Origin of the sequence: Vibrio sp. 10N.247.311.47 (assembly GCF_041467535.1) — a bacterium.
Classification (GTDB): Bacteria; Pseudomonadota; Gammaproteobacteria; order Enterobacterales; family Vibrionaceae; genus Vibrio; species Vibrio crassostreae_C.
In genome coordinates this window covers 128,937-153,832 of record NZ_JBFSUR010000007.1, presented here as the reverse complement: position 1 = coordinate 153,832, position 24,896 = coordinate 128,937, and the positions used below count along the sequence as shown (strand labels likewise).

Sequence of the window (24,896 nt, the reverse complement as noted above, 5' to 3'; positions counted from 1 at the left end):
CTTTTTTTCGTCATAAACTTGAGTAATTACGTGAATGTTGTTTGAAATTCCATCGAACCGATTCTAGTTTACTGAAAACAACAAGTTAACCTGCTAAACTTCAGACATCCAAGTATTTGAATAATTGTGATAACAACTTGTACTGCTTGGATCGTTCGTTCGAGTTTTGACTAGGTCACAGGTAAATAAGGGATATTGAGGTTAATAGACCCTATTAATATTCCGTAGAGAGGGATAATGACTAAAGGTATAGATAAATACAGTATCGACAGTACGGATTACACTGTCGGTCAAGATAATGTCCAAAAATGGGGTTTTGATGTTCATAACCCAGTATTTGGTATCAGTGCGGGACTTATTGCTTTGTTCCTCATCGGTGTTCTGATTACAGATACCGCTTCAGCAAAGGCTGCACTAGATGGCGTTAAAGGCCAGATTATCAATTCGTTTGATTGGCTCTTCATCTGGTCGGGTAATATTTTCGTAATTTTCTGCTTAGGCTTGATTGTTTCTCCGTATGGTAAAATTCGCCTTGGTGGTGTTGATGCGACGGCAGATTACTCCTTTATGTCTTGGCTATCGATGCTGTTTGCCGCAGGTATGGGTATCGGTTTGATGTTCTGGAGTGTGGCTGAGCCTGCTGCTTATTATACAGGCTGGTACGAAACTCCGCTTAATGTTGCAGCGAATACACCAGAAGCGGCTAAGTTGGCGCTAGGTGCAACCATGTATCACTGGGGTCTGCATCCTTGGGCGATTTATGGCGTAGTAGCATTGTCACTTGCTTTCTTCTCTTACAACAAGGGGTTGCCGCTTTCGATTCGTTCTATCTTTTACCCAATTTTAGGTGATAGAGCTTGGGGTTGGGCGGGTCACATTGTTGATATTCTTGCTGTACTTGCAACGCTATTTGGTCTGGCGACATCGTTAGGTCTTGGTGCACAACAAGCGGCAAGTGGTATTCAGCATGTATTCGGCATTGAAGCGGGCCTAGGTCTGCAAGTTATTGTGATTACAGCGGTGACTTTATTGGCGGTAGTATCAGTACTTCGTGGTATTGATGGTGGCGTTAAAGTTATCAGTAACATCAACATGTTGGTGGCTTTCCTACTGCTTATCTTAGTGGCTCTAATCGGCTACGCGGTGACTTTAGGTTCTATCCCAACGACATTGATGGCATACATTGAAAACATCATTCCGTTGAGTAACCCTCACGGTCGTGAAGATGAAACGTGGATGCACGGTTGGACTGTATTCTACTGGGCTTGGTGGATCTCATGGTCTCCATTCGTAGGTATGTTTATCGCACGTGTTTCTAAAGGTCGTACCGTTCGTGAGTTCATCACAGCAGTACTGATTGTACCGACTACAGTGACTATCATTTGGATGTCAGTATTCGGTGGCATGGCGATTGACCAAATCGTGAATAACGTTGGTATTCTTGGTCAAGACGGCCTAACAGATGTATCACTAGCAATGTTCCAAATGTTTGATGCACTGCCGTTCGGGACTCTGCTTTCAATCATTGCGGTTGTATTGGTTCTAGTCTTCTTCATTACATCGTCTGACTCAGGCTCTCTAGTAATCGACAGCATCACCGCGGGTGGTAAAGTTGATACGCCTGTGCCTCAACGTGTGTTCTGGGCGTTCCTAGAAGGTGCGATTGCTGTGGCTCTATTGTGGGTTGGTGGTACTGAAGCAGTACAAGCTCTACAAGCGGGTGCAATCTCTACAGCATTGCCATTCACCATCATTCTATTACTGATGTGTGTGAGCTTGCTAATGGGTATGCGTACAGAAAAACGCTAGGCTTTATAAGCTGAAATCTACTGCAATTTATACGCAGTAGAACGGTAAATAATATGAAGGCAGAAGAGGAAACTCTTCTGCCTTTTTTGTTTCCTCTTTACCGTGTTTTCTTGTCTCTTTTAAGCATGTGAAGTGCGATAAAAATGTTAATAACCGTAGAGACAACACCGCCTTAAATTTGGCGATAAGCCAAGGATTTGACATTACTTAAGCTTATGGTTTGCTTAAAATTATATTCCAATATTAAATTGTGAAATCGCTCGAATTTAATACTAATATTGGGTAGTATGCGCGAGATTTCCCACCACTCGTGAAACTTTGACATGAAACTAACACTAAAGCAGAAGTTGATAGGCGCTAGCCTATCTGCTGTTGTCGTTATGGCTACAGCGTTGACTTGGTTGTCAGCAAACCAATTATTTGAACAGACTCGTAATGGCGTATACCTACGAGCTGAAAGCGTATCTGAAGCAGCATCTGAAGGTATTAAAAACTGGATTGATATCCGTACTGATATCGCATCAGCATTTAATGACTTTTCACGAGAGGATGATGTTGTTCCTTTCCTTAGACAAGCTCGTGTAGCGGGTGGCTTTGACGATATCTTTTTAGGTACTCCAGAAGGTGGAATGTACCGTTCACATCCTGAACGTAATCGTGCAGATTACGATCCTCGTCAACGTCCTTGGTACCAAGAAGCAAACGCTGCAGGTAAGCAAATCATTACTACGGCTTACCAAGATGCAATCACCAAAGCACTTCTAGTAACGATCGCAGAACCTGTTCGCCACAATGGCCAACTTGTTGGTGTTGTTGGTGCAGACGTACTGATCGACCAGTTGGTTAACGATGTAATCAGCCTTGATGTTGGTGACAACGCTTACGCAATGCTAATTGATGCCTCTGACGGCACATTTCTAGCACACCCAGATTCAGCACTAAGCTTGAAGCCGGTAAGCCAGCTTTCAAACGATATCTCTATGCCTATCATCGAAAACGCAGTGCGTACGGGTAGCATCGAGATCATCAAAGAGCGCGGCGCAGACAAGCTGCTTTACTTCACGAAGGTGCCTAACACTAACTGGATCTTCGCGGTTCAGATGGACAAAGCAACAGAAGAAGCGAACCACTCAACGCTACTTACTCAGCTGATCATCACTGCTGTCGTTATTACGCTCATCGTAATCGTACTCGTGTCTTGGTTAGTAAGCTTCCTATTCCGCGACCTAAACCGCGTTTCAGCAGCACTTGAAGAAATTGCTTCAGGTGAGGGCGATCTTACTCAACGCCTTGAGCCTAAGAGCGACGACGAAATTGGTCAGCTTGCAGCAAACTTCAACCGCTTTGTGGGTAACATGCACACCATGGTGATCAAGCTAAGCGAAGTATCTGCTGCGCTAGGCAACCAAGCACGTCAAACGGCTTCTCAAGCTGAAGAACGTAGTGCTCGTATCCAAATGCAACAAGACGAGATCAACATGGTAGCAACAGCCGTTAATGAAATGGCTGCAGCAACACAAGAGATCGCAGGTAACGCAGACCACACTGCACAGAACTCATCTGAAGCGGTTGGCGCGTGTGAGCACGGTACTGGTCAAGTGACACAGACTCAAAGCTCTATCCAAAACCTTGCTCAAGAAGTTCAAATCGCAACTAACGTGATTCTCGAGCTTGAAGAGCACGGCAACAGCATCAACGCTATCTTGTCTAACATTCAAGGTATTGCAGAACAAACGAACCTACTTGCACTTAACGCCGCTATTGAAGCAGCACGTGCCGGTGAGCAAGGTCGTGGTTTCGCAGTAGTAGCGGATGAAGTTCGAGTTCTGAGCCAACGTACACACGGTTCAACGCAAGAAATTCAACAAACGATTGAGTTGCTGCAAGGTACAACAGGCAAAGCGGTTAACATCATGAACGATAGCCGTACACTTGCTGAAACCAGTGTTGATGACGCGAACTCAGCGGCTGCAAGCCTAACGCAAATCCATGCTGCTGTTGAACGCATCAGTGACATGGCAACACAGATTGCTTCTGCTGCAGAAGAGCAAGCGTCAGTAACGTCTGAGATCACTCGTAACACTGAAGGAATCCGTGACGTATCTAACGAGCTAGCAGACGAAGCACACCAAGCTGCAGAGCAAGCTGCGCAGCTTTCTGAACTGTCTCACGAGCTAGAAAGCGAAATCAGCCGCTTCAAGCTGTAATCGAAGCCAATATAACAAAGCCCCGACTTAGGTTGGGGCTTTGATGTATCTGTACAATCTAGACTAACGAGTTATTTAAACTCAAACTTGCCCTTCATGATTGCCCAGTGGCCCGGGAATGAACATAGGAAAGAGTAGTCGCCACCGGCTGTCATTTTCTCTGTGCTGAAAGTGATTGAGGTTGACTCGCCACCACCGATAACACGAGTGAAGGCGTAAACGCGGCTGTCGTCAGGTTTTACGTAGTTATTGTCGATACCTGCCGACATACCATCGATGCCTACTGCTTGTAGCGACGCAGTGTCTGTTATAACGACGTTGTGACCCATTGATTGGGCTGGCATAGAACCAGTATGGTTTAGCGTCAGCTTCACTTCTTTACAGCTCGCTGGAACGCTTAATGTGTCAGTTGAAAATTTCATTTGATCACTAGCATCAATCGATACTTCACATTCCGAGCTCGCTTGAGCGGTAAAGCTAGCACCTACAAGCGCTATCGTTGTTGCGATTAATCGTAAAGACATACACTGTTCTCCATTATTTTAGGGGGAGGTTATTCCATGAGGTTGATCGATACGTATTATCCTAGAAAGATGATCATAGTAATGTGCTACGACTTGAATTGTGTGCAACTCGTTGCTTTGTAAATGGTAAGTTTTTGTAGGAAAGGGCAAAACTAATCAGCGCATGAACAACCGTTTAGGGGGGAATGGTTGCTCGAGACTAGAATCGCAGACAACAAAAAGCCCGAGCATAAACTCGGGCCTTGAATAGTTTTCTTTATAGCTTAAGGGGAAGCTAGATTGCCTGACGAAGTTGGAAATAACGTCCTTCTTCGTTTAACAGCTTCTCGTGAGAGCCGTTTTCAACAATCTCGCCTTGTTCAATCAGAACGATAGAATCCATCGATTCCAGACCAATCAAACGGTGTGTAATGAAGATAACCGTCTTGCCTTCGAAGTGCTTCTCGAACAGCGTCATGATGCTTTGCTCTGTTTGCTTATCTAAGCCTTCTGTTGGCTCATCAAGAAGCAGGATAGGGGCATCATGAAGGATTGCACGTGCAATACCAATACGGCGCTTCTCACCACCAGACAGTTGACGACCACCGTCACCCAACCAGCTATCAAGCGCGTTATTCTCCAGCAGCTTTTCTAGACCAACATCTTTTAGGATATTCGCTAAGTGATCATCGGTCGCTTCTGGTCTTGCAATCAACAAGTTGTCACGCAAAGTACCATTTAGAATGTCGACACGTTGGCTTACCACACTGATTGATTCACGAAGCTGTGATTCGTTCCACTGAGTCAGTTCAATGCCCGCGATTGAGATGTAACCCTTTTTAGGATCCCAGTAGCGAGTCAGAAGCTGAATCAGTGTCGATTTACCAGAACCCGTTTGACCAACAATCGCAACCTTGTGCGTGGCAGGGATCGTTAGGTCAACAGCGTTCAGAACACTGCGCTCAGAGTCAGGGTAGTTGAACGTCACGTTTGAGAACGTAATATCAAGCGGCTTGTTGATGTCGAGTTTCTCTTCAGCAAACTGAACTTCAGGTTCTGACAGAATCACTTCATTCAAGCGACGTGCAGAAGACAGAGTCTGACCTAAATGCTGGAACGCGCCTGCGATTGGCATCAATAGCTCAAAACTTGCCATGGTTGCGAACGCCATTAGCGCGATGAACGGGTCTGGAGCATTACCGCCCACGCCATCTGCCGCAAGCCAAAGCATAAGAACCAGCGTCAAACCGTTGAACAGCATTAGCGCTGCTGAAGCCATACCGGTTAGGTTAGCGTTCACAAACTGATTCGCCATCAGCTTGCGTTGCGTTTCTAGAATTGCATTGCGGTAACGCTCTTCAGCACCGAACAGAGTCAGTTCGCTGTAGCCTTCAATCCAATCTAGCGTGGTCACACGAAGATCCGCTTTGTTTTGTGTTAGCTCACCACCGTTACGTTTACCCAGCTTGTAGAACAAGATTGGCCAAACCAACAGCATGATAAGAAGGATAGAACCTAAGATTAAACCTAGTGAGCTATCGAACCACATTAAGAACAGAGTTAGGAAGAAGATCCCGAACACACCCACCGTCACAGGGCTTACTAAGCGCAAGTACACGTGGTCCATGGCGTCGACATCAGCAACCAAACGGTTGAGAAGGTCAGCGTCACGAAGGTTTGAAATACGACCTGGGATCAGCGGAGCCAGCTTCTTGAAGAAGAAGATACGTAAATCAGTTAACAGTTTGAATGTCGCATTGTGGCTCACAACACGTTCACCCCAACGACCCGCAGTACGGCTCATTGCCAAACCACGTACGCCACCACCCGGTAGCATGTAGTTGAAGGTTTCACGTGCAATCGTCAGGCCAGCAACCGCGGAAGCTGAAATAAACCAACCTGATAGCGTTAACAAGCCGATAGAAGCCGACAGAGTAGCAAAAGCCAATAGCATGCCTAGCGATAGGCCAAACCAATGCTTTTTATAGAGTTTCAGGTAAGGCAGTAAATCACGCATCTAAATTACCCTTATTATCTTGTTGAGCTAAGTTCGCGTTAAGCATCTCTTCGAATAAACCACCCGCAGTCGAAAGCTGAGAGTAATGACCTTGTTCAACCAGACCACCATCGCGCATAACCAGAATGTTATCGACCGATTGAAGCGGAGCGAGTTGGTGCGTCACAAGCAGGGCAGTGCGGCTTTCGATGTTGCTATTGATGCCTTTCATTACCAACTGTTCACTGCGAGTATCTAGGCTGGCAGTAGGTTCATCTAACAACCAGAATTGGCCGTCTTGAATCATTGCACGAGCCAAAGCCAAACGTTGAGATTGACCCACAGACAGGCCGCCAGAGCGATCAGAGATCATGTAATCCAAGCCGTGCTCATTTACGAATTCGTTAGCAAAAGACTGCTCAAGTGCGTTCTCGACAACTTGGTCAGTGATATCGTGCTTACCTAGAGTGACGTTGTCACGAATTGTGCCATGCAGTAGCAACGGGTTTTGACCAACCCAGCTAATGGTTTTACGCCAAGAGGCCAAGTCTAGGTCACGCAGTTCAACGCCATTGATTTTCAAGCTTCCTTCATAAGGCATGAAACCAAGAATGGCGTTGATCAAACTTGTTTTACCCGCACCACTTGGGCCAACTAACGCAGTCGATTGGCGAGTGTTCAAGGCGAACGAAATAGGGCCAACCAATTGAACACCTTCAGGGCTTAACACTTTTAGGTCGGTAGCTTCAATATTGATGCCTTGAGCCGGGTCGAGCTGAGTGTTGCCTGATTTAACCTTAGTGATGTCTGTTTCTAGGAACTCGACAATACTTTCGGCTGCGCCAACCGCTTGTTGTTTCGCATGGTAGAAAGTACCTAAGTCACGCAGAGGTTGGTAAAACTCTGGCGCCAAGATAAGGATAAACAAACCTGCGAATAGCGTAATGCCAACGCCGTAGTGGCCGAAGTTAAGCTCACCGATGTAGGTGAAACCAAAGTAAACCGCTGTCATTGCGATAGAGATCGACGTGAAAAACTCAAGTACAGCAGAAGACAAGAAAGCGATTTTCAACACATCCATGGTACGCGTTCTGAACACTTCAGATGCACCTTTAAGTACCTCTGTTTCAGCGTTGCTGCGATCAAATAAACGGATGGTTGTCATTGACTGCAAACGGTCGTAAAAGTGACCGGAAAGACGTTGCAGTGCTTTGAAGTTTTTACGGTTTGCATCGGCTGCTTTCATACCCACAAGTGCCATGAACATCGGCACCAGTGGAGCAGTAATCAAGAAGATCAGTCCTGCTGCCCAGTTTACTGGGAACACCACAACCAAAATAATGAATGGAATCATTACCGATAAAGACATCTGAGGTAGGTAACGAGAGAAGAAGTCTTGCATGTCCTCTACTTGTTCTAGCAACAGGGTTGCCCACGTACCCGCAGGTTTGCCTTTGATATAAGCAGGGCCTAATTCACGTAACTTATCAAGGATGAGTTGCCTTATGTAGACACGGATTTGTTCACCACAGCGATAACCTGCGATTTCACGTCCCCATGTACAGCCAGCACGGCCAACGACCGATAATGCCAAGCCTGCGAAATGACCAACCAGTTCAGATTTATCGACATTCTCGATGATCAGCTGGTGAAGAATAGAGGCGAGAAGAGCTGCTTGAGCAATTAAAAACACGCTTGAAAGTACGCCAAGGCTAATCGCAATCATAAGCCAGCGTTTCGCTAACTTACTCTGTTGCTTAAGCCACTTGTTCAAGCTGCGTTGTTTTTTCTTATCCATTATGAAGGCTTAATGATAATTATTATTTGTTGAGGGCGGGTAGTATACAAAAGAAAGCCCAGTGGATATACCGCTGGGCTCTAGGGATTTACAACAAAATGTGATGACGCCCTGCATCTACTAAGGCGAGAGCGTCGATAATCAAATCTGCAATCTCAGATTTACTTATCGTTAAGACCATCTAGGAAGCGTTCAGCATCCAATGCAGCCATACAACCCGTGCCTGCAGAAGTAATTGCTTGACGGTAGTTGTGGTCCATTACATCACCCGCAGCGAACACGCCTGGGATGCTGGTTTGTGTCGCGTTACCTTCAAGACCAGACTGAACGATGATGTAGTCATCTTTCATATCCACTTGGCCTTTGAAGATTTCAGTGTTCGGCTGGTGACCAATAGCGATGAACGCGCCCATTACGTCGATATCCTCTGTCTTGTCAGACTGAGTATCTTTAATACGAACGCCAGTCACGCCCATGTCGTCGCCTAGAACTTCGTCTAGCGTGCGGTCAGTGTGAAGAACAATGTTGCCGTTCTCTACTTTGTCCATTAAACGCTTCACTAGAATCTTTTCAGCGCGGAACGTGTCACGACGGTGAACTAGATGAACTTCAGACGCGATGTTAGATAGGTAAAGTGCTTCTTCAACAGCCGTGTTACCACCACCAACAACTGCAACTTTCTGGTTGCGGTAGAAGAAACCATCACATGTAGCACAAGCAGAAACGCCACGGCCTTTAAATGCTTCTTCAGACTCCAAACCTAGGTACTTAGCCGATGCGCCCGTTGAGATGATCAACGCATCACACGTGTACTCGCCAGAATCGCCTTTAAGACGGAAAGGGCGGTTTGAAAGGTCTACTTCGTTAATGTGGTCGAACAGGATCTCTGTTTCAAAGCGCTCTGCGTGCTCTTTCATGCGATCCATCAGTGCTGGACCCGTTAAACCTTCAGCATCACCCGGCCAGTTTTCCACTTCTGTTGTGGTTGTAAGCTGACCACCTTGCTGCATACCCGTAACAAGTACTGGGTTTAGGTTTGCACGAGCAGCGTAAACTGCAGCTGTATAGCCAGCAGGGCCAGAACCAAGAATCAATAAATTACAGTGCTTTACGTCGCTCATTAGGACTCCGAAATTGAATTTGTTTTAATTTATAATCGCTTAGGATTGTATGGAAAATATGGAGGCAATAAAAGGTTAAACAAGGGCAGAAGTGTAATTAATCGTTATACGTTAGAACATAACCGAACTAAATGATGGTCTTGTAATCCTGTGTCTTAGATCAATAGCGATAAGTCAAGGAAAGTGCTCTTGCAAACAGCTATGCATATTGCTCACTTTTAGGGCCTTCTTGATCATGGTGTTTCTATAGCAGTATTTACTTTTTTTCGTATACATTGATGAGTAGAAAAACAAGAGAACCTGAATCCTATGTTTTATTTTAAAAAGTTTGCGTTAAAAGACGCTGCAAGAATTCATCAAAATTAGCGTGCAGATAAGCGACCACAAGACGCACTTTTAGTATGAACGGCATGATTACAAACAGGTGTAATGTTGGTTAATACTTGAACTGTTGAGCGTTTCTCAGTTGTTATTTTTTTGTATGTGTTATTATTGATATTTATATATTGCGCGGAATCATTTGAACTCTATGCAGATTCTAATCCTTTTTATCAATGTGTTTATTGTGTGCCTGAATTCGGTTTTTGCTTCTCCGCTGCAGGTCAGCGGGGAACAATCTGTGTTAGCTAATGAAGCTGTAAGATGGTATGAAATGCCTTTGTTATCTGATCCAGTCGATTTTCCCATATTAAAAAAACACATTGAATCCTCTCCAAGGATTGAAACGATATTTGGTGGTGAAGGGGCGTTTGGGTTGAGAGTTGATTTGGCCAACTCCGATATCAAGTCGTCACAACAAATAGTTACACTCCGTGCAAACTATTTGGATCAAGGTTGGGGGTACTGGCAATCAACAAATGGTCAAGTAAGGCGAATACTTGATTTTGGCCAATTAAGTAACAAGAGTATCTTGCATCTGCATAGGCAAAGCTTCCCGTTAATATTGAATGCGGAGGAATCTGGAACACTTTGGCTCTACTTGGAAGCAAAGAAATTTCCAAAGGCAGTTAACTTCACTCTTCAACCTGAATATCCATTTTATATTCACGTTTTCCGCAACAATACGCTCACATTAGCTTCTATTACTGTCATGCTAACGTTGGGAGTTTTCGCTCTTTTTTGTTACTTTCAAACTAAACATCCAGTCACACTGGCTTGTGCTGGTTATGTTGGGCTACATGGCCTGGGATGGTTCGCCGCTTCAGGCGCTTGGGGGTACTTATTATCAAGCCAAAGCTGGAACCCAGTTTATTTTGGAATGGTATTGTTTCCGTTTGCGGTTGCTTTTTCTTGCTATTACACAAGATTATTGTTTGGATTTCCGCAGCATTTTATTCGTATTAATCTTACCTTTCAGGCCTTTAGTTGGCTGTGTGTCATTATCGGGTTTATTAATGTCTTTGCCCCGTTTTCGTTGACTTTTGTTATGTCCCATTTAATTGCGGCAATCTGGGTGCCGACAATGATAGTGACTGGCGTATTGATGGTTTATCAACGAAACTTTGTCGCTAAATATTATTTGATCGGTGGTCTTTGTTATGGCACGGCTTTGGTATATTACATTTTTGCGCATTTTGCACCATTGCCGACTCAGAGATCGACAGAAGTCATCGTTGTTGTTGCATTAGCAATAGATTGTACCTGCATTTTATTGTCACTGACTGAATGGTTGCGGATTCAACAACATCAACATCAGAAAACCTATATCCAGTCGAGGGTGGATAGTTTAACGGGGCTTGGAAACCGGCTGGATTTTAATGATGCGAGTAAACAATTAGTACATCATTCCTATTGTATCGTCTTCATCGATTGTGATGGCCTTAAATCGATTAATGATACTTATGGTCATGATGAAGGGGATCGCTTTTTAGAATACACCAGCCGCATGATGCGAGAAAAATTTACAGACCTTGGAATGGTTTATCGAGCTGGTGGCGACGAATTTATCTGGTTGTTGAAAGTGGATAAAGAGAAACAAGTTGAGGCTCTCTATTCTCAGATTGAGCTTAGAGTGACTCAGGTGGAAGAGCAAATTCGCAGTGCTGATTGGCCTCAGTCTGGCCTCAGTTTTGGAAGCGCATCTAGTTTTGAATGTGTCAATTTTTCTGAGTGTTTGAGCTTAGCTGACCAGCGAATGTACCAGCAGAAGCGCTCGAAGAACGGTTTTAAAAATCAGTCCAGTGAAATTGAGTGTTAGCTAAATTCCCTATTTTCTAAGTGAATCGTTTTAAGTCTAGTTAACTTATTTTCGTTTTGACTTTTGGTGTAAATGTCACCAAAGGTGGCTCTTTTAGCAACCAACCTTTCAAGCTTGCTTACCCTCTCATCTGTTTTATGTAGAACATTCCCAATCTTTATAGTCGCCTATTTTTAACGAATTCTAAGTTAGGACATAAAGGCAGACCATCATATTCCAAATAAACGCATCATTTATAATTGTAGGTTTTATTAGAAAGCACTCTATTTGGGGCGGCCGAGTTCCCCCCGAACTCGACCTGTTCCAGACGCGCAAGCAAAGGCGTTTGGTTTCTGGCGTACTCATAAATTAACCAATTTCAGTTTGTTGTGTAAATAATCAATAGCTTGGCAATTGATAGGTAGGTCGTATTTTGCTGTGCAAAAGCATAGAAATGAATGATGGTGAGCGTGGTGCTTGAGTTCATGCAAGGAGGCTGGCGTATTGAAGTGCAAGGGCTAACACAATATGAAACATGGCTTACCAGTTAATAATATCGTTAAATTTAAATTTGTAGGGATTTATAACTAGCTAGTGGAGTGTGCTAGTTTTAAGAGTTGGTCATCTTTTATTCTGGTGTTATACACTGCTTTTTGATTTCAGGTTGGATTTAGTGTCTGAATTATTAGATCTGACGGGATAAATGATTGTTTAATGTTGATTTGGCAAGATCTTCAAGTATCCTTTATGTAAACAAAACGTTAAATATAGAAAGTTTATTAACAATCATTAAGGAGTCGATGATGTTACATGCTCACGAAAATACCCTACATATTACCCACCTCAGTAACCACGCAGTTGAGGAGTTGTCACCGTCATTCTCTAAGCTTCCAAGCACAGAGCATGCGGATGGTCAGTTTCGATTGAGAAGGTACTCGGTGGTTCAATTCAGTAATGGACAAGTCGTAGAGCTAGACAAACATAACTTTGTTCAGTCTGAAGACATTAATCACTTTCAAGGTGACGTTGTTCGTCAATTCGAGCCGATTGAAGCACAAATTCTAAGCAGCGAAGGCATGCAAGAGATGTGTGAATTGTTTATTGAAACCAACGGGCTTGAAGACGGACAAGAAATCGAAATCCATCAAATCCGCATTGCCGCTATTTTTGAAGAAACTCAAGTTGCACCAGAAGGTGTTCACCAGGACGGTTTTGACCACATCGCGATCATTGGTGTTACTCGCCACAACATTGTGGGTGGTGAAGTGATGCTTTATCAAGATAGCCACGAAGCACCGTTCTTCAGAAAAGTGTTAGGCGATGGTGAAGTGGCAATGCTTGCTGATAGTAAGCTTTGGCACAATGCACAACCGATTCGTACCATAGACCACGGCGAGATGGGCTACATGGATGTGTTTGTTCTAACGGCTAAGGATGCGCGCAATGTCCTTCACTCTTAATGATGTGCGCCAGCAGTTTAGCGCGCTAGGCCAATACCATAACGGTAAGCCTGTGACCTTTTTTGATGGGCCGGGTGGCTCTCAGGTTCCTGAAAATGTTTTAGCTTCAATGACCGAATACCTAGGGCATTTCAATTCAAACCTAGGCGGGCACTATTTTTCTAGCCAAAAGACCACAAGCTTAATGCAGCAAGCGCGAGAAGCGGCGCAAGCACTGCTTAATGCGGAGTCTTCTGGCAATGTTGTGTTCGGTGCGAACATGACATCGCTGACCTTCCAACTGAGCCGAGCGATCAGCCGAGATTGGAAAGAGGGCGATGAAGTTATCGTCACGGCTTTAGATCATTATTCGAACGTGTCGAGCTGGCAGCAAGCGGCAGACGACAAAGGCGCGATTGTTCGCCAAGTCCGTGTCGACGAGTCGGATTGCAGTTTGGATATGGCGCATTTTGAGTCTTTGCTGAACGAGAAAACAAAGCTTGTCGCGGTGACGTTTGCTTCGAATACGACTGGCTCTATTGTCGACATGGCAAAAGTTATTGAGCTTGCACATCAGCGTGGTGCGCAGGTTTATGTCGATGCCGTTCATTACGCACCGCATCACTTGATCGATGTTCAGCAATTGAATTGTGATTTCTTAGCGTGTTCAGCGTATAAGTTCTTCGGCCCGCATGTGGGCATTGCTTATGTTGCGCCTCAATGGCTACACACGTTAAAGCCTTACAAGGTTGAGCCTGCAACCAATATCGGCCCAGGCCGTTTTGAGACAGGCACACAAAGCTTCGAAGGCCTTGCCGGTGTGATTGCGGCGGTGGATTACTTGGCGCAGTTAGGTGATCCCGCCGATTCGTTGCGTTCTCGTTTAGAGCAAAGCTACGCACTTTATAATAAGCATGAAAGCCAACTCAGTGAGTATTTCCTTAAACGTTTGGCCGACCTTGAAGGGGCAACGCTTTACGGGAAAACCGAATTTGATTCGAATCTAAGAACCCCAACGTTTGCGATTACCTTTGATGACCATTCTCCGGAGTTCATCGCTAAGAAGCTGGGTGAACATAATATCTGTGTGTGGAACGGACATTTCTACGCATTAGGTTTGGTGAAACAGTTGGGTATTGAAGAGCAGGGCGTGGTACGTATTGGTTGTATGCATTACAACTCGATTGAAGAGATCGACTTGTTGTTCAATGTGCTTGAAGGGATCTTGCGAAGTAACTAATAAGAAGCGACTAGCAAGAAGTCACTAGCACATTAATAGCTACAGAATTAGAAAAGAGCATGCTTCTCTCAAGAATATTGAGTAGGAAGCATGCTCTTTTTGTTTGATTGAGCTTATTTGATCAACGCCAGTTATTCGAATAAGCCCTTGATTTAACTAAGATAGGTGCTTAACCAGAGTTGCACCTACAGCGTGCGCGCTGGTTGGGTTTTGACCTGTAATCACTCGTTCATCAACAATCACAAGCTCTTGCCAAGGTTGAACCTTGTTGAAACGCGCAGCGCTGCGAGCAAGAGACTCTTCGAGTAGGAATGGAATGTCGTTGATGGTGCCAAAGTCGATCTCTTCTTCACGTGTAAAGCCAGTCACCGATTTAGAACTCAGTAATTTCTCACCGTTGCTCAGAACTATTGGAAGCAGCGCCGCAGGGCCGTGACATACTGATGCAATCACACCGCCATCTTCATAGTGCTTTGCTGCGATGCTAGCGAACTGTTCATTGGTTGCTAAATCTGAAAGCAAACCGAATCCACCTGGGTAGAAGATAGCATCGTAGCTTTCAGTATTGATTTGGCTTACTGGAATCGTATTGTTGATGCGGTTCTGGAAGTCATCATCCGCCAAGATATCAGCGTTAACCACATCTCCTTCAATATCCGTTCCGTAGAGTGGGGCTTTGCCACCATTGATAGAAGCGATGTCGTATTCGAATCCAGCAGCCATGATCTCTTTGAGAGCATGAGTCAGTTCAGGCGCATAAGTACCATTCGCTTGGTCTGTATCGCCAAGTGTTGCGTGGTTAGTTACTGGAATTAGTATTTTTTTCATGATTCATCCCTTTGAGCTGCTGTTTTTTTATTTAGAAACGATGCCTGTAATTAGATGCTGACGCTTTTCGTTAAGCGCTAGGTATCGTGTTGTTACTTAGCTATCGCCGTCTTGTTGTATCTAATACTAGTTCCAAACCAATTAGGTGATAATATACTAAACAGGCAAAACATTGTTGCTATATAGCAAAGATAAGATACGGGTAGATTAAGTATGGACAGCTTTGAAGGTATTAATGAGTTTGTTGCGGTAGCCGAGTGTCACGGCTTTTCTGCAGCAGCAAAACAGTTGGGTTGCAGTACTAGTCATGTCAGTCGCCAAGTTTCAAGGTTGGAAGAGAGAGTTGGCGTGGCGTTGCTTGCGCGTTCAACACGGATGGTGAGCCTGACCGAATCGGGTCATACCTATTATCAGCAGTGCAAAGACTTGGTCATTGGGCTGCAACAAGCGAATGAACAAGTCACGTCTCAACAAACTCAGCTTAGCGGTACATTACGTGTTAGTGCTGCGGGTGCATTTGCAGAAAATCATGTTGCGACAGCGCTGATGGAATTTGCCAAAGATCATCCTGAACTCACCATAGAAATGAACTTCAATACTAAGATGGTGAACTTCATCGAAGATGGCATTGATTTCGCGATTCGTTATGGCCGATTGGACGATTCAGGATTGGTGGCAAGAAAGCTCGTCGATCGCCCGATGGCGGCAGCAGCCAGTAAAGACTACATAGAGCAATTTGGTACGCCGACTCATCCAGAGCAGTTAAAAATGCACAGCTGTATTATCGCCAACAGTGATCAGTGGCTGTTTGAGAAAGATGGCAAGCCGTTAAATGCAGTAAGAGTGCATGGACGTTGGAAGAGCAATAATTCGAGCGCGGTACTTAAAGCTTGTGAAGAGGGACTTGGCATTGTTTACCTCCCTAAAAGCAGCTTCAATGGCGGTCTTGCCAATGGAAAACTGGTCCCAGTATTAGAAGAGTATTGGGGAGCAGGAACCAGCAGTTGGGTCGTATATCAAAACCGCCGTTTTTTACCCCAGAGAGCAAGATTAGCGATCGACTTCTTAGTCGCTTACTTTTCGGATTGGAATGAATAACCGACAAGGTTTCAAGCTAACAGCCAACAAGATAGAAGTGAATAATGAACGGATTTGAAAAGAGTTGTGATTAGCGCTAGCTACCTATTTGAAAGCGGAAAACAGAAAAGCTAATGCTTACATAGATATACGATATCTTTTTTTGTTTTTTGACGCGAGTAATAGGATTGAGATACTTGTCTACTTTTAGTGACTCGTGTTAGCGATAGAATTGTAGAGAAGCCTGTAGCAGTACGATATACTAGATACCATATTAATGCCCTAACGCGTGAAAGATTGTGTGGAAGCGTTGGCAGGATGTGTTGTTATGCTCCAGTTTGTGGAGTATAGCGAGAGTGCGGAGTTGGCAATGTCTTCAATAAATTTCGAATCCACGTACGGTGTAATAACTATTCAAGATATGAATGTAGTTAGTGTTGACGCTAATTATGCTCGCATCTATGGATACCAATCACCCGAAGAACTACTTACTAATATAGATAGCTTCCTAGATCTAATCTCAGAAGAATACCATGTTTTAGCCTATCAAAATTACCTTGAAACGATCAGTGGTCAACGCGATCCGCAGGTCCACACCTATGTTAATGTTGATCGCAATGGTCGAGAGTTCACAGTGTTCTCTATTGACCATGTGACAGAGTGGCAAGGTCGGCCTGCACTGCAAGTCACGGTGATCGATCTTTCCCCTGCGATTCAGCTGCAAAATGCGGTACGTGAACAAGATAAGATGTATCACGATATGATCATGCAATCAGGGCAGGGCATCTTGGTTCATCGAGAGTTCAAACCGCTGATGGTCAATCAATCTTGGGTCAACATGCAAGGCGCGGCTTCCATCGAGCAAGTATTAGAGCTGGACTCTATCCTTGAACTGGTACCAAAACAGAATGCCGATGGCATCAGCAAGCACTATCACGCGATCGTATCAGGGGAGTTGTCAGGTACTAGTACCGTGGTTGAAAACATTGGCTTTGACGGCGTTCATCGGTTCTTCAATATTTACGACAATGCGATTACTTGGAAAGGTCAGCCAGCCGTTCAGGTTGTGCTCGAAGATGTGACTCAAAAGGTGATGCTGGAAAAGCAGTTGGTACACCAAGCGAACTTCGATGAAATGACCGACTTACTTAACCGCAGAGCGATTTATGAGTGGTTGAGAGAGCACATGTCCTCTAAAAACTACCTTGTTTGTATGCTGCTAGATATCGATGATTTTAAGTCGATTAATGACACTTACGGTCATATGGTCGGTGATGAGGTCATTTGTGCTTTGGCTAATATTACCAAGCGCAGTGCCGAGAAAGCCGGCGGAGTCGCAGGCCGTTGGGGGGGCGAAGAGTTCATTATATTTATCCCAAACACGTCTCTTGAAACAGCACACGAAGTGTCAGAAGAGATTCGCCAACAGTTCAATCAAGTTGAATTCAGAATCGATGAACAGTTACGATTTAATTCGAGTGTCAGTATCGGAATCAGTGATAGCCAAGCCTGTGAAGACGGTGTCACGATTGATGCACTCGTGAATTTAACCGATCAATCTCTCTATCGCGCGAAAGCCAACGGCAAGAATTGTGTAGACGGAGATGTGGTTGCGCTCTAACGCCTAAAATCGTCATCGAAAGCGAATAGGATCGACAACGAAAAATGCCCTCAAGTCATCACTTGAGGGCATTTTATTTTTTGGCTATTCACTAAGCGCTTCTAACTATAAGAAACGTTTAAGTTCTACAAGTTATGCAGACACTTCCACTTCGTAAGAGCCAAATTTACGGATGTTAATCACGCCCGTATCTAAGATTAGGTATTGGCCTTTAATACCTTGCAGCACACCAGATACTTCAGGGTTCTTGTCAAAGTTGTGCGACACAATCTTCACTGGGTGCTGTTCAACTGGGTAGCTCAATGAAGTGATGTTTTCGCTCAGAATCTCGATAGCATCATCACCAAACTTCGCTCTGATCTCTTGGATTTTATCCTCAACCAACGGCAACAGTTCTTTGGCTTCTTCTACCAATTCCATATCGTCGCCGTCGCCTTTAAGCAGCGTGCGCCAGTTGGTTTTGTCGGCAATGTGTTTGGCTAACTCAACTTCAATCAGGCCAGAAATCTGACGTGTTTTTACCTTCAAGATCGGTAGGCCTTGAGTGGCACCTTGGTCAATCCAGCGAGTAGGAATTTGAGTGTGACGAGTGATACCCACTTTTAGGCTTGATGTGTTCGATAGGTAAACGAAGTGATCAACCATGCAGTTCGCTTCACCCCATTGAGGCTCGCGACACGTGCCTTCATCGTAGTGACAAGTCTCTGGCTTCATGATGCACATGTCGCAGCTTGCTAGCTTTTTCATGCACACAAAACAGTGGCCTTGAGAGTAGCTCTTCTTAGTTTTCTTACCACATGAGCAGCAAAAAATATTGCCGGTGTGAGTGAGGTTGATGGTTTTACCAATCAGAGGGTTTAGCTCTACAAACTCTTCGCCTACAGGCAAACGGTAGGTAACCGCGCCATCAAGGGAAGCACTCATCTTTTTGAGTGTTCCTTTTGCTAATAAAGACATGACATTACTCGTTGTATTTTGATTATTATTTCGTCGACTCGATTGCGCTGTGAGCAGGCAGTACGGTTAACGATGATTATGCGATGAGTATAACAAATAGAGCCTGTTTTTATACGCAATATTACTTGATTCTCGCCGTGAATAATCAACAGCAAATACATGCATTAAAATATAGTATGACATTTTGTTCGGGCGTGATATAACGTTTTTTAGTGATTTATTGGTATCAAGATCACTAATTTATCTAACTTGTTTTTTATCGTGAAATCCCAACTATAGGGATATTAAGCAGGAAGCTTAGACGTGAAGTGGATCCATAAGATTGTTATCTTTCTAGTTATCGCAACGCTTGCCATTGTGCAGTATTACCGTGTGAGCGGAAATCGTGTGATAACGGCAATTACCCCTGATAAATATGAATTTATCGCGACCAGTGATCAAGTTGATAGGGGAGTCAGTACGTCCCAGTTATCCTATGAAAATGGACAGTACACTCTCGATTGTGAACTTAAAGAATCTGAGTATCCGTGGCCTTACTGTGGGCTGTCGATTCGTATCAACCCTGACATCACCTCGGGCCTTGACCTTTCTCAGTACCACACCTTTAGAGTGAACATTGATTACCATGCGGAGGCTGACTCTAGTGGCCGTTTGAGAACCTATCTACGTAACTACAACCCTGCTTATTCAGTTCCTGATGACGAGTACACGCACAAGTACAATGGGATGGAGTTTTCTCCAGGAATCGATGGTGGTGTGATTGAAATCCCGATCAAAAATCTGCAAGTGATGACATGGTGGCTGGCTGACAACGACATTGCGTTAGAGCATTCGGCCCCTGAATTTTCGAATGTGAATATGGTTGAGTTTGCTACTGCGTCTGGAGCGAAACTCGGTCACCACAGAATCGTCATCCGCAGTATTGAGTTCGAAGGTTCGTATATCACCGCAGAAAGCTTGTTCATGATCCTACTGTTTGTGTGGGTGGGGACGGGCACCGTATTCTTGCTGTCAGAGTTAAACCGTTCAAGAAAACGCATGGTGATCGCAGAGAAAAGACATCACCACTTAAAGAACGTCAATCGCGCACTGAGAGAACAGAATTTTGAATTTTCAGAGATGGCCCATCGTGATGAGTTAACCGGAATACTAAACCGCCACGCGATTCGTGATTGGTTGAAAATGCAGTCACAACATGTGAAGCAAGGACATGGCAAGCTGGGTATGTTGTATCTCGATATCGACTACTTCAAGAGTGTAAATGACAAGTACGGACATCAAATGGGTGACCATATTTTACGCGAGTTCAGCATGGTGGTGGGCAGTTCGATCAGCGCTACCGACAAGTTGGTGAGATGGGGTGGTGAAGAGTTCATTGTTTTTTGCCCTGAGACCGAAGCCGGAGAGGCGCAGATAAAAGCTGAACGCATTCGATTATTGGTTAGCCAGCACCTTTGGGTTCATGGCGATCCGCTGACATGCAGTATCGGTGTTGCCGAGATGAAGCAAGAGCGAGTGACAGAGACCATTGCTCGCGCTGATGAAGCTTTATATCAAGCAAAGCATTCAGGTCGAAACCAGGTGATCTTGAGTCACTAATCTGAAAATTGTTTTGATGAGTTTATAAGCCACACGTGCATATGTGACGTGTGGCGTTTTTATGGTTCTTCTCCCAAAAGCCAAAACAAAAAAGGTGGCGCGGGGCCACCAAAAGGGAAAGCGTTTCTTGTTTTTATATGCCCGTTCAGTGCTTGCTTACGCTGAACGGGCATTTTTGTCTTGGTTGAACCGGGGGAAGTTCAACCAGTTTAGGGGAGCATTCCTGTAAGCATGCGCTTATAGAACGTTAGTGTTTACCAGAAGATCCAAGCGAACAGAGTCAGAACTAGGATACAAACTAGGTTCAACACCATACCGATTCGCATCATCTCTTTCTGCTTGATGTGACCCGAGCCAAACACGATTGCGTTTGGTGGTGTTGCAACAGGAAGCATGAAGGCACAAGACGCAGCGACAGCGATCAGAGCAGACAAAATAACTGGCGACATACCCAGCGCTTCAGCAATCGTCGCGAATACAGGGACAAGCAATGCCGCACTCGCTGTGTTACTCGCAAATTCCGTTAGGAATACCACGAACGCTACCACGGCTAGAATCGTAAGCAGTACGCCAGCTGTTTCTAAAAATCCGCTTAGTGAGTGTGCTAGGAATACGCTGGTTCCTGTCGCTTTCAGAATGTTACTTAAACAGATACCGCCACCGAACAGGATAAGAACACCCCAGTCCGTTGTCTTCTCGACGTCTTTCCATTCCACCGCTCTAGAAGCGCCAAGCAGTACAATTGCGCCAATCGCTACCAAGCTATCAAATTTAGAGAATCCGCCAATCATTGCGTTGATTGGTTTACCGAATATCCAAAGCGTTACGGTTAGAAGGAAGATAGACAGTGTGATTTTCTTGCTGTTTGTCCATTCAACTGGGGCATGGTCTAGCTCGAATTTGTGGTCAAGCTTCGGCTTAGTCATCACGTAAAGAATAATCATCGCGATTGGCAGTAAGATCATTGAGATTGGTAGGCCAAGTGCCATCCACTCTGTGAAGCTCAAGCCAACTTCTGCCGCCGCAATTGCGTTTGGTGGGCTACCAACCAAGGTTGCGATACCACCGATTGAAGCACAGTAAGCAATACCCAGTAGTACGAACACGTAGGTGTTGCGGTCTTCACTTTGGTCAACCTTGTTCATGATGCCAAGAACAAGAGGAAGCATCATTGCTGTGGTGGCTGTGTTTGAGATCCACATTGATAGACCTGCACTCACACCGAACAACATGAACACAGCGACCGACATTCTGCCTTTTGCTATCAGCAGCACTTTGTCAGCTATCGCTTTATCTAGCTCTTGCTTGTTCAGTGCAGCTGCTAATGCGAAGCCACCCATGAATAAGAAGATGATCGGGTTTGAAAAGTTAGCCAGCGCTGCGGGCGTATTGAACACACCAAACAAGACAGCCAAGAGTGGAACGAGCAGAGCGGTGATGCTGACATGAATAGCTTCGGTTAACCATAGAACCGCAACGAACACGAGAATACTCAAACCAGTATTGACTTGTGATTCGAAAGGAAGGGTGTTGAGCAAGAGTGCGAATAGCGTGAAATTACCAATTAATATCATGCTGTTGCGGGTGAACAACCAGTGTTTCAGTGTAGTAACAAGTGCCGTCATAAGACGCTCCTTTTGTTATCCTCGTTTTATTGGTGCACGACTTCATTGAGTCGTGCTTATTATTTTCGAGGTATATAGCTTGATGTAGGGTCAGACTTTGTTGGGAGAATGTTACTTAAGTTAATAAAGGCGTGTTGGTGTGTTTTTGTGTAACAGTGGGGAAATGTGAGGCAACAAATTCAAAATGTGTAGTTTTCTACACATCTGTCTCTGCTGGGTCTGCAATAGGGTTTGTTGTAGGATCTACAACAGGGTTTACAGAGGGGTCAGTCATAGGGTTTGGAATCGGAAATGATTCCGGTTTTGGACTCGATTGAATGGGCTCTTTAGGTCCAAGGAACTTTGGCGTTGTCCCCATAATATACAAATCTAAGAAGGCTTTGGTACGCGCAAAAACTTCACGCAAACGGATAGAGGTGCCTGAATGATGAGTAGGGCCTGAAACCGCTAAACATTGTGCATGAATATCGTAAGAATTAGCGATAAATAGTGCTCTTTCACAGTGGAATTTCTGAGTAATGATCAGGAAGTTGTCGGTGTCGAAGATCTTTTTAGCGCGAACAATCGAGTCTAAGGTTCTAAAGCCTGCGTAATCGAGGTTAATGCGTTCATCGGGTACACCCGCTTTCAGCAAGTCGCGTTTCATCGTCCACGGCTCATTGTAAGAGCGATGAGCGTTATCACCACTTAACAGAAACTGGTCGACTTTTTCACGGTCGAACAGCTCAATCGCGGCTTCGATTCGGTGCTTATAATAGTCGTTGAGTGTTCGACCCAAATATTTGCTCGTGCCAAGCACAACGGCGACCTCAAGCTCGGGCACTTCATCTATATCGTAGATGATGCGATCTTCCGCTTGCCATGAAACCCAATAATCGATCGCAATAACCGCAGCGCTGCCTACTAAGAACACGAGGAAAGCGCCAAACAGAAAACCTTGCAGTTTTTTGTAAGCTTTTTTTATGTAGCTACGGGTAATGTGAGAATCAAATTTCACTCTCGGTATGGTCCTTTCACTGAGCATTAATTTTTGAGTGCTCGATAATACCAAATAAAAATGAGAAAAATCAGTTAAAAAGACAAGACAGTTTAAAGAAAAAAGCCCCTGCAATTGCAGAGGCTCATATAAGAGTCGTTAACGCTCTTTATTCCAAGCGCAGTACGCTTTATTAGAATGCCGTGCGCTTGTAGCGACGGTAAACCGGTTGCCAGAAATGTTGGTCAATTGCTTGTTGAAGAGCTTCATCTGTGATCTCTAACGCAACACCTTGTTCAATGGCTTTCTTACCAACGGCAAGAGCAATCTTCTTAGATACGGTGTGAATCTCTTCCAATGGTGGAAGTAACGCACCTGAACCATTGATGGCAAGTGGAGAACACGTAGCAAGTGCACGGCTTGATTCCATTAGCATTTCGTCAGTGATGCGTGAAGCATTCACAGCCAATACACCAAGGCCAATACCTGGGAAGATGTAGCTGTTGTTACACTGAGCGATTGGGTAAGTTGTGCCGTTGTGAACGACTGGCTCAAATGGGCTACCTGTCGCAACAAGTGCTTGGCCATCAGTCCAACGAATAATGTCGTTTGGAGTTGCTTCAACACGGCTTGTTGGGTTCGACAGTGGGAACACGATAGGGCGTTCACTGTGTAGGTTCATCTCTTTGATGACTTCTTTGCTGAATAGACCTGGAGCACCAGACACACCAACCAATACGGTTGGTTTCGCGTGGCGAACTACGTCTAGTAGAGAGAAACCAGTGCCATCGCTTTCCCAGTCTTTGGTGTTTTCGTTGGTTTGAACCAGACGCTGTTGGAAATCAAGCAGGTTTTGCATGCCTTCTTGTAGCAGACCCCAACGGTCAACCATGTAAACTTGAGAGCGAGCTTGTGCATCGCTGATACCTTCAGACACCATTTGGGCAATGATAGCTTCAGCAATACCACAACCTGCAGAACCCGCACCTAAGAAGGTGATGCGTTGATCTGAAAGTTTGCTGTTTGCTGCTTTACATGCTGCAAGTAGAGAACCAACCGTTACGGCTGCTGTGCCTTGGATATCATCGTTGAAACAACAGATGCGATCTTTGTAGCGCTCAAGCAGTGGCATTGCGTTCTTTTGTGCGAAATCTTCGAACTGAACTAATGCATCAGGCCAACGGCGTTGAACCGCTTGGATGAACTCTTCAACGAATGCATCGTAGTCAGCACCCGTAATACGAGGATGACGCCAGCCCATGTACATTGGGTCAGCAAGACGTTGAGGGTTGTTAGTACCCACATCGAGCACGATTGGTAGCATGTAAGCTGGGCTGATACCGCCACAAGCTGTATAAAGTGCTAGCTTACCAATTGGAATACCCATACCACCGATGCCTTGGTCTCCCAAACCAAGAATACGCTCACCATCCGTAACCACGATAACTTTAACGTTGTGGTTTGTCGCATTATTCAGTAGGTCATCGATACGATCGCGGTTCGGGTATGAGATAAACAGACCACGGCCACGACGGTAAATATTTGAGAAGTTCTCACATGCTGCGCCAACTGTTGGCGTATAAATGATAGGCATCATTTCAGAGATGTGGTTTTGAACTAAACGATAAAAAAGCGTTTCATTAGTGTCTTGGATGTTACGAAGGTAGATATGCTTATCCATATCACTTTCGAAGTTACAATATTGTTTGTATGCACGTCCTACTTGCTCTTGGATTGTTTCGGTTGTTTCCGGTAACAAACCTTCAAGGTTGAAAGAACTGCGCTCTTCAGCAGAGAATGCGCTGCCTTTGTTTAGAAGAGGTGTACTTAGTAGAGCAGGACCAGCATAAGGGATATATAGAGGGCGTTTATCGTTGTTCATTGGATGCCTAATATGGGAGAAAGGGTAACTAAAAAATGATAA

At 44.8% G+C, this 24,896-nt stretch carries 17 protein-coding genes; 8 read left to right on the top strand and 9 right to left on the bottom strand.

Translation table 11 applies throughout. The features are described 5' to 3' along the window. Window positions 1-237: 237 nt before the first annotated feature. Both AB6E51_RS07180 and AB6E51_RS07175 read left to right on the top strand, forming a co-directional pair. Window positions 238-1,809, top strand: coding sequence for a BCCT family transporter (locus AB6E51_RS07180; RefSeq protein WP_372058015.1), 1,572 nt, complete (start codon window positions 238-240; stop codon window positions 1,807-1,809). Window positions 1,810-2,132: 323 nt separating this feature from the next. Continuing rightward, window positions 2,133-4,016, top strand: a complete 1,884-nt coding sequence (locus AB6E51_RS07175; RefSeq protein WP_017070254.1) for a methyl-accepting chemotaxis protein — start codon at window positions 2,133-2,135, stop codon at window positions 4,014-4,016. A 71-nt stretch (window positions 4,017-4,087) separates the two neighbouring features. On the opposite strand, the gene azu is transcribed toward AB6E51_RS07175, so the two are convergent. From azu to trxB, 4 genes are all read right to left on the bottom strand, one after another. Continuing rightward, window positions 4,088-4,540, bottom strand: coding sequence for an azurin (azu, locus tag AB6E51_RS07170; RefSeq protein WP_017063577.1), 453 nt, complete (start codon window positions 4,538-4,540; stop codon window positions 4,088-4,090). A 274-nt stretch (window positions 4,541-4,814) separates the two neighbouring features. Continuing rightward, window positions 4,815-6,536: a heme ABC transporter ATP-binding protein/permease CydC gene (cydC, locus tag AB6E51_RS07165; protein WP_372058016.1), complete on the bottom strand. Its 1,722-nt coding sequence runs from the start codon at window positions 6,534-6,536 to the stop codon at window positions 4,815-4,817. Next, window positions 6,529-8,313: a heme ABC transporter permease/ATP-binding protein CydD gene (gene cydD, locus AB6E51_RS07160; RefSeq protein WP_372058017.1), complete on the bottom strand. Its 1,785-nt coding sequence runs from the start codon at window positions 8,311-8,313 to the stop codon at window positions 6,529-6,531. Before cydD ends, cydC begins: the two co-directional genes overlap by 8 nt. Window positions 8,314-8,474: 161 nt before the next feature. Continuing rightward, window positions 8,475-9,434, bottom strand: coding sequence for a thioredoxin-disulfide reductase (trxB, locus tag AB6E51_RS07155; protein WP_052879097.1), 960 nt, complete (start codon window positions 9,432-9,434; stop codon window positions 8,475-8,477). Between the two features lie 529 nt (window positions 9,435-9,963). Between trxB and AB6E51_RS07150 the strand changes: the two genes are divergently transcribed. The 3 genes from AB6E51_RS07150 (at window position 9,964) to AB6E51_RS07140 (ending at window position 14,289) form a co-directional block, all read left to right on the top strand. Beyond that, window positions 9,964-11,631 (top strand): diguanylate cyclase, encoded by a 1,668-nt coding sequence (locus AB6E51_RS07150; RefSeq protein ID WP_017059753.1) that lies wholly within the window; start codon window positions 9,964-9,966, stop codon window positions 11,629-11,631. Window positions 11,632-12,413: 782 nt separating this feature from the next. Next, entirely contained in the window at window positions 12,414-13,070 is a 657-nt protein-coding gene (locus AB6E51_RS07145) for a 2OG-Fe dioxygenase family protein (protein WP_371709971.1), read from the top strand. Further along, window positions 13,054-14,289 carry a cysteine desulfurase-like protein gene (locus AB6E51_RS07140; protein WP_372058018.1) on the top strand — a complete coding sequence of 412 codons (1,236 nt, stop codon included), beginning with the start codon at window positions 13,054-13,056 and terminating at the stop codon, window positions 14,287-14,289. Before AB6E51_RS07145 ends, AB6E51_RS07140 begins: the two co-directional genes overlap by 17 nt. Before the next feature lie 156 nt (window positions 14,290-14,445). Here AB6E51_RS07140 and AB6E51_RS07135 read toward each other — a convergent pair whose 3' ends face one another. Next, window positions 14,446-15,117 (bottom strand): type 1 glutamine amidotransferase domain-containing protein, encoded by a 672-nt coding sequence (locus tag AB6E51_RS07135; protein WP_372058019.1) that lies wholly within the window; start codon window positions 15,115-15,117, stop codon window positions 14,446-14,448. Between the two features lie 213 nt (window positions 15,118-15,330). Between AB6E51_RS07135 and AB6E51_RS07130 the strand changes: the two genes are divergently transcribed. Together AB6E51_RS07130 and AB6E51_RS07125 are read left to right on the top strand one after the other, a co-directional pair. After that, the gene (locus AB6E51_RS07130) at window positions 15,331-16,215 is read left to right on the top strand and encodes a LysR family transcriptional regulator (protein ID WP_372058020.1); all 885 of its coding nucleotides are present in this window, start codon (window positions 15,331-15,333) and stop codon (window positions 16,213-16,215) included. Window positions 16,216-16,522: 307 nt separating this feature from the next. Next, entirely contained in the window at window positions 16,523-17,815 is a 1,293-nt protein-coding gene (locus AB6E51_RS07125) for a diguanylate cyclase (protein ID WP_372058021.1), read from the top strand. A 132-nt stretch (window positions 17,816-17,947) separates the two neighbouring features. Here the strand turns inward: AB6E51_RS07125 and AB6E51_RS07120 are convergent, their stop codons facing one another. Then, window positions 17,948-18,772, bottom strand: coding sequence for a DUF2797 domain-containing protein (locus AB6E51_RS07120; protein ID WP_372058022.1), 825 nt, complete (start codon window positions 18,770-18,772; stop codon window positions 17,948-17,950). A gap of 303 nt (window positions 18,773-19,075) precedes the next feature. Between AB6E51_RS07120 and AB6E51_RS07115 the strand changes: the two genes are divergently transcribed. Next, window positions 19,076-20,371 (top strand): GGDEF domain-containing protein, encoded by a 1,296-nt coding sequence (locus tag AB6E51_RS07115; protein WP_065585186.1) that lies wholly within the window; start codon window positions 19,076-19,078, stop codon window positions 20,369-20,371. A gap of 254 nt (window positions 20,372-20,625) precedes the next feature. Here AB6E51_RS07115 and AB6E51_RS07110 read toward each other — a convergent pair whose 3' ends face one another. From AB6E51_RS07110 to AB6E51_RS07100, 3 genes are all read right to left on the bottom strand, one after another. Then, window positions 20,626-21,996: a DASS family sodium-coupled anion symporter gene (locus tag AB6E51_RS07110; protein ID WP_017059762.1), complete on the bottom strand. Its 1,371-nt coding sequence runs from the start codon at window positions 21,994-21,996 to the stop codon at window positions 20,626-20,628. A 196-nt stretch (window positions 21,997-22,192) separates the two neighbouring features. Then, window positions 22,193-22,993 carry a vancomycin high temperature exclusion protein gene (locus AB6E51_RS07105; RefSeq protein WP_372058023.1) on the bottom strand — a complete coding sequence of 267 codons (801 nt, stop codon included), beginning with the start codon at window positions 22,991-22,993 and terminating at the stop codon, window positions 22,193-22,195. Window positions 22,994-23,165: 172 nt separating this feature from the next. After that, window positions 23,166-24,854, bottom strand: a complete 1,689-nt coding sequence (locus AB6E51_RS07100) for an NAD-dependent malic enzyme (protein ID WP_372058024.1) — start codon at window positions 24,852-24,854, stop codon at window positions 23,166-23,168. Window positions 24,855-24,896 lie beyond the last annotated feature (42 nt).

Excerpts from the sequence above, each read along its gene's own strand:
- AB6E51_RS07180 (WP_372058015.1), top strand. The coding sequence starts at position 238 with ATGACTAAAGGTATAGATAAATACAGTATCGACAGTACGGATTACACT.
- AB6E51_RS07175 (WP_017070254.1), top strand. The coding sequence starts at position 2,133 with ATGAAACTAACACTAAAGCAGAAGTTGATAGGCGCTAGCCTATCTGCT.
- azu (WP_017063577.1), bottom strand. The coding sequence starts at position 4,540 with ATGTCTTTACGATTAATCGCAACAACGATAGCGCTTGTAGGTGCTAGC.
- cydC (WP_372058016.1), bottom strand. The coding sequence starts at position 6,536 with ATGCGTGATTTACTGCCTTACCTGAAACTCTATAAAAAGCATTGGTTT.
- cydD (WP_372058017.1), bottom strand. The coding sequence starts at position 8,313 with ATGGATAAGAAAAAACAACGCAGCTTGAACAAGTGGCTTAAGCAACAG.
- trxB (WP_052879097.1), bottom strand. The coding sequence starts at position 9,434 with ATGAGCGACGTAAAGCACTGTAATTTATTGATTCTTGGTTCTGGCCCT.
- AB6E51_RS07150 (WP_017059753.1), top strand. The coding sequence starts at position 9,964 with ATGCAGATTCTAATCCTTTTTATCAATGTGTTTATTGTGTGCCTGAAT.
- AB6E51_RS07145 (WP_371709971.1), top strand. The coding sequence starts at position 12,414 with ATGTTACATGCTCACGAAAATACCCTACATATTACCCACCTCAGTAAC.
- AB6E51_RS07140 (WP_372058018.1), top strand. The coding sequence starts at position 13,054 with ATGTCCTTCACTCTTAATGATGTGCGCCAGCAGTTTAGCGCGCTAGGC.
- AB6E51_RS07135 (WP_372058019.1), bottom strand. The coding sequence starts at position 15,117 with ATGAAAAAAATACTAATTCCAGTAACTAACCACGCAACACTTGGCGAT.
- AB6E51_RS07130 (WP_372058020.1), top strand. The coding sequence starts at position 15,331 with ATGGACAGCTTTGAAGGTATTAATGAGTTTGTTGCGGTAGCCGAGTGT.
- AB6E51_RS07125 (WP_372058021.1), top strand. The coding sequence starts at position 16,523 with ATGCTCCAGTTTGTGGAGTATAGCGAGAGTGCGGAGTTGGCAATGTCT.
- AB6E51_RS07120 (WP_372058022.1), bottom strand. The coding sequence starts at position 18,772 with ATGTCTTTATTAGCAAAAGGAACACTCAAAAAGATGAGTGCTTCCCTT.
- AB6E51_RS07110 (WP_017059762.1), bottom strand. The coding sequence starts at position 21,996 with ATGACGGCACTTGTTACTACACTGAAACACTGGTTGTTCACCCGCAAC.
- AB6E51_RS07100 (WP_372058024.1), bottom strand. The coding sequence starts at position 24,854 with ATGAACAACGATAAACGCCCTCTATATATCCCTTATGCTGGTCCTGCT.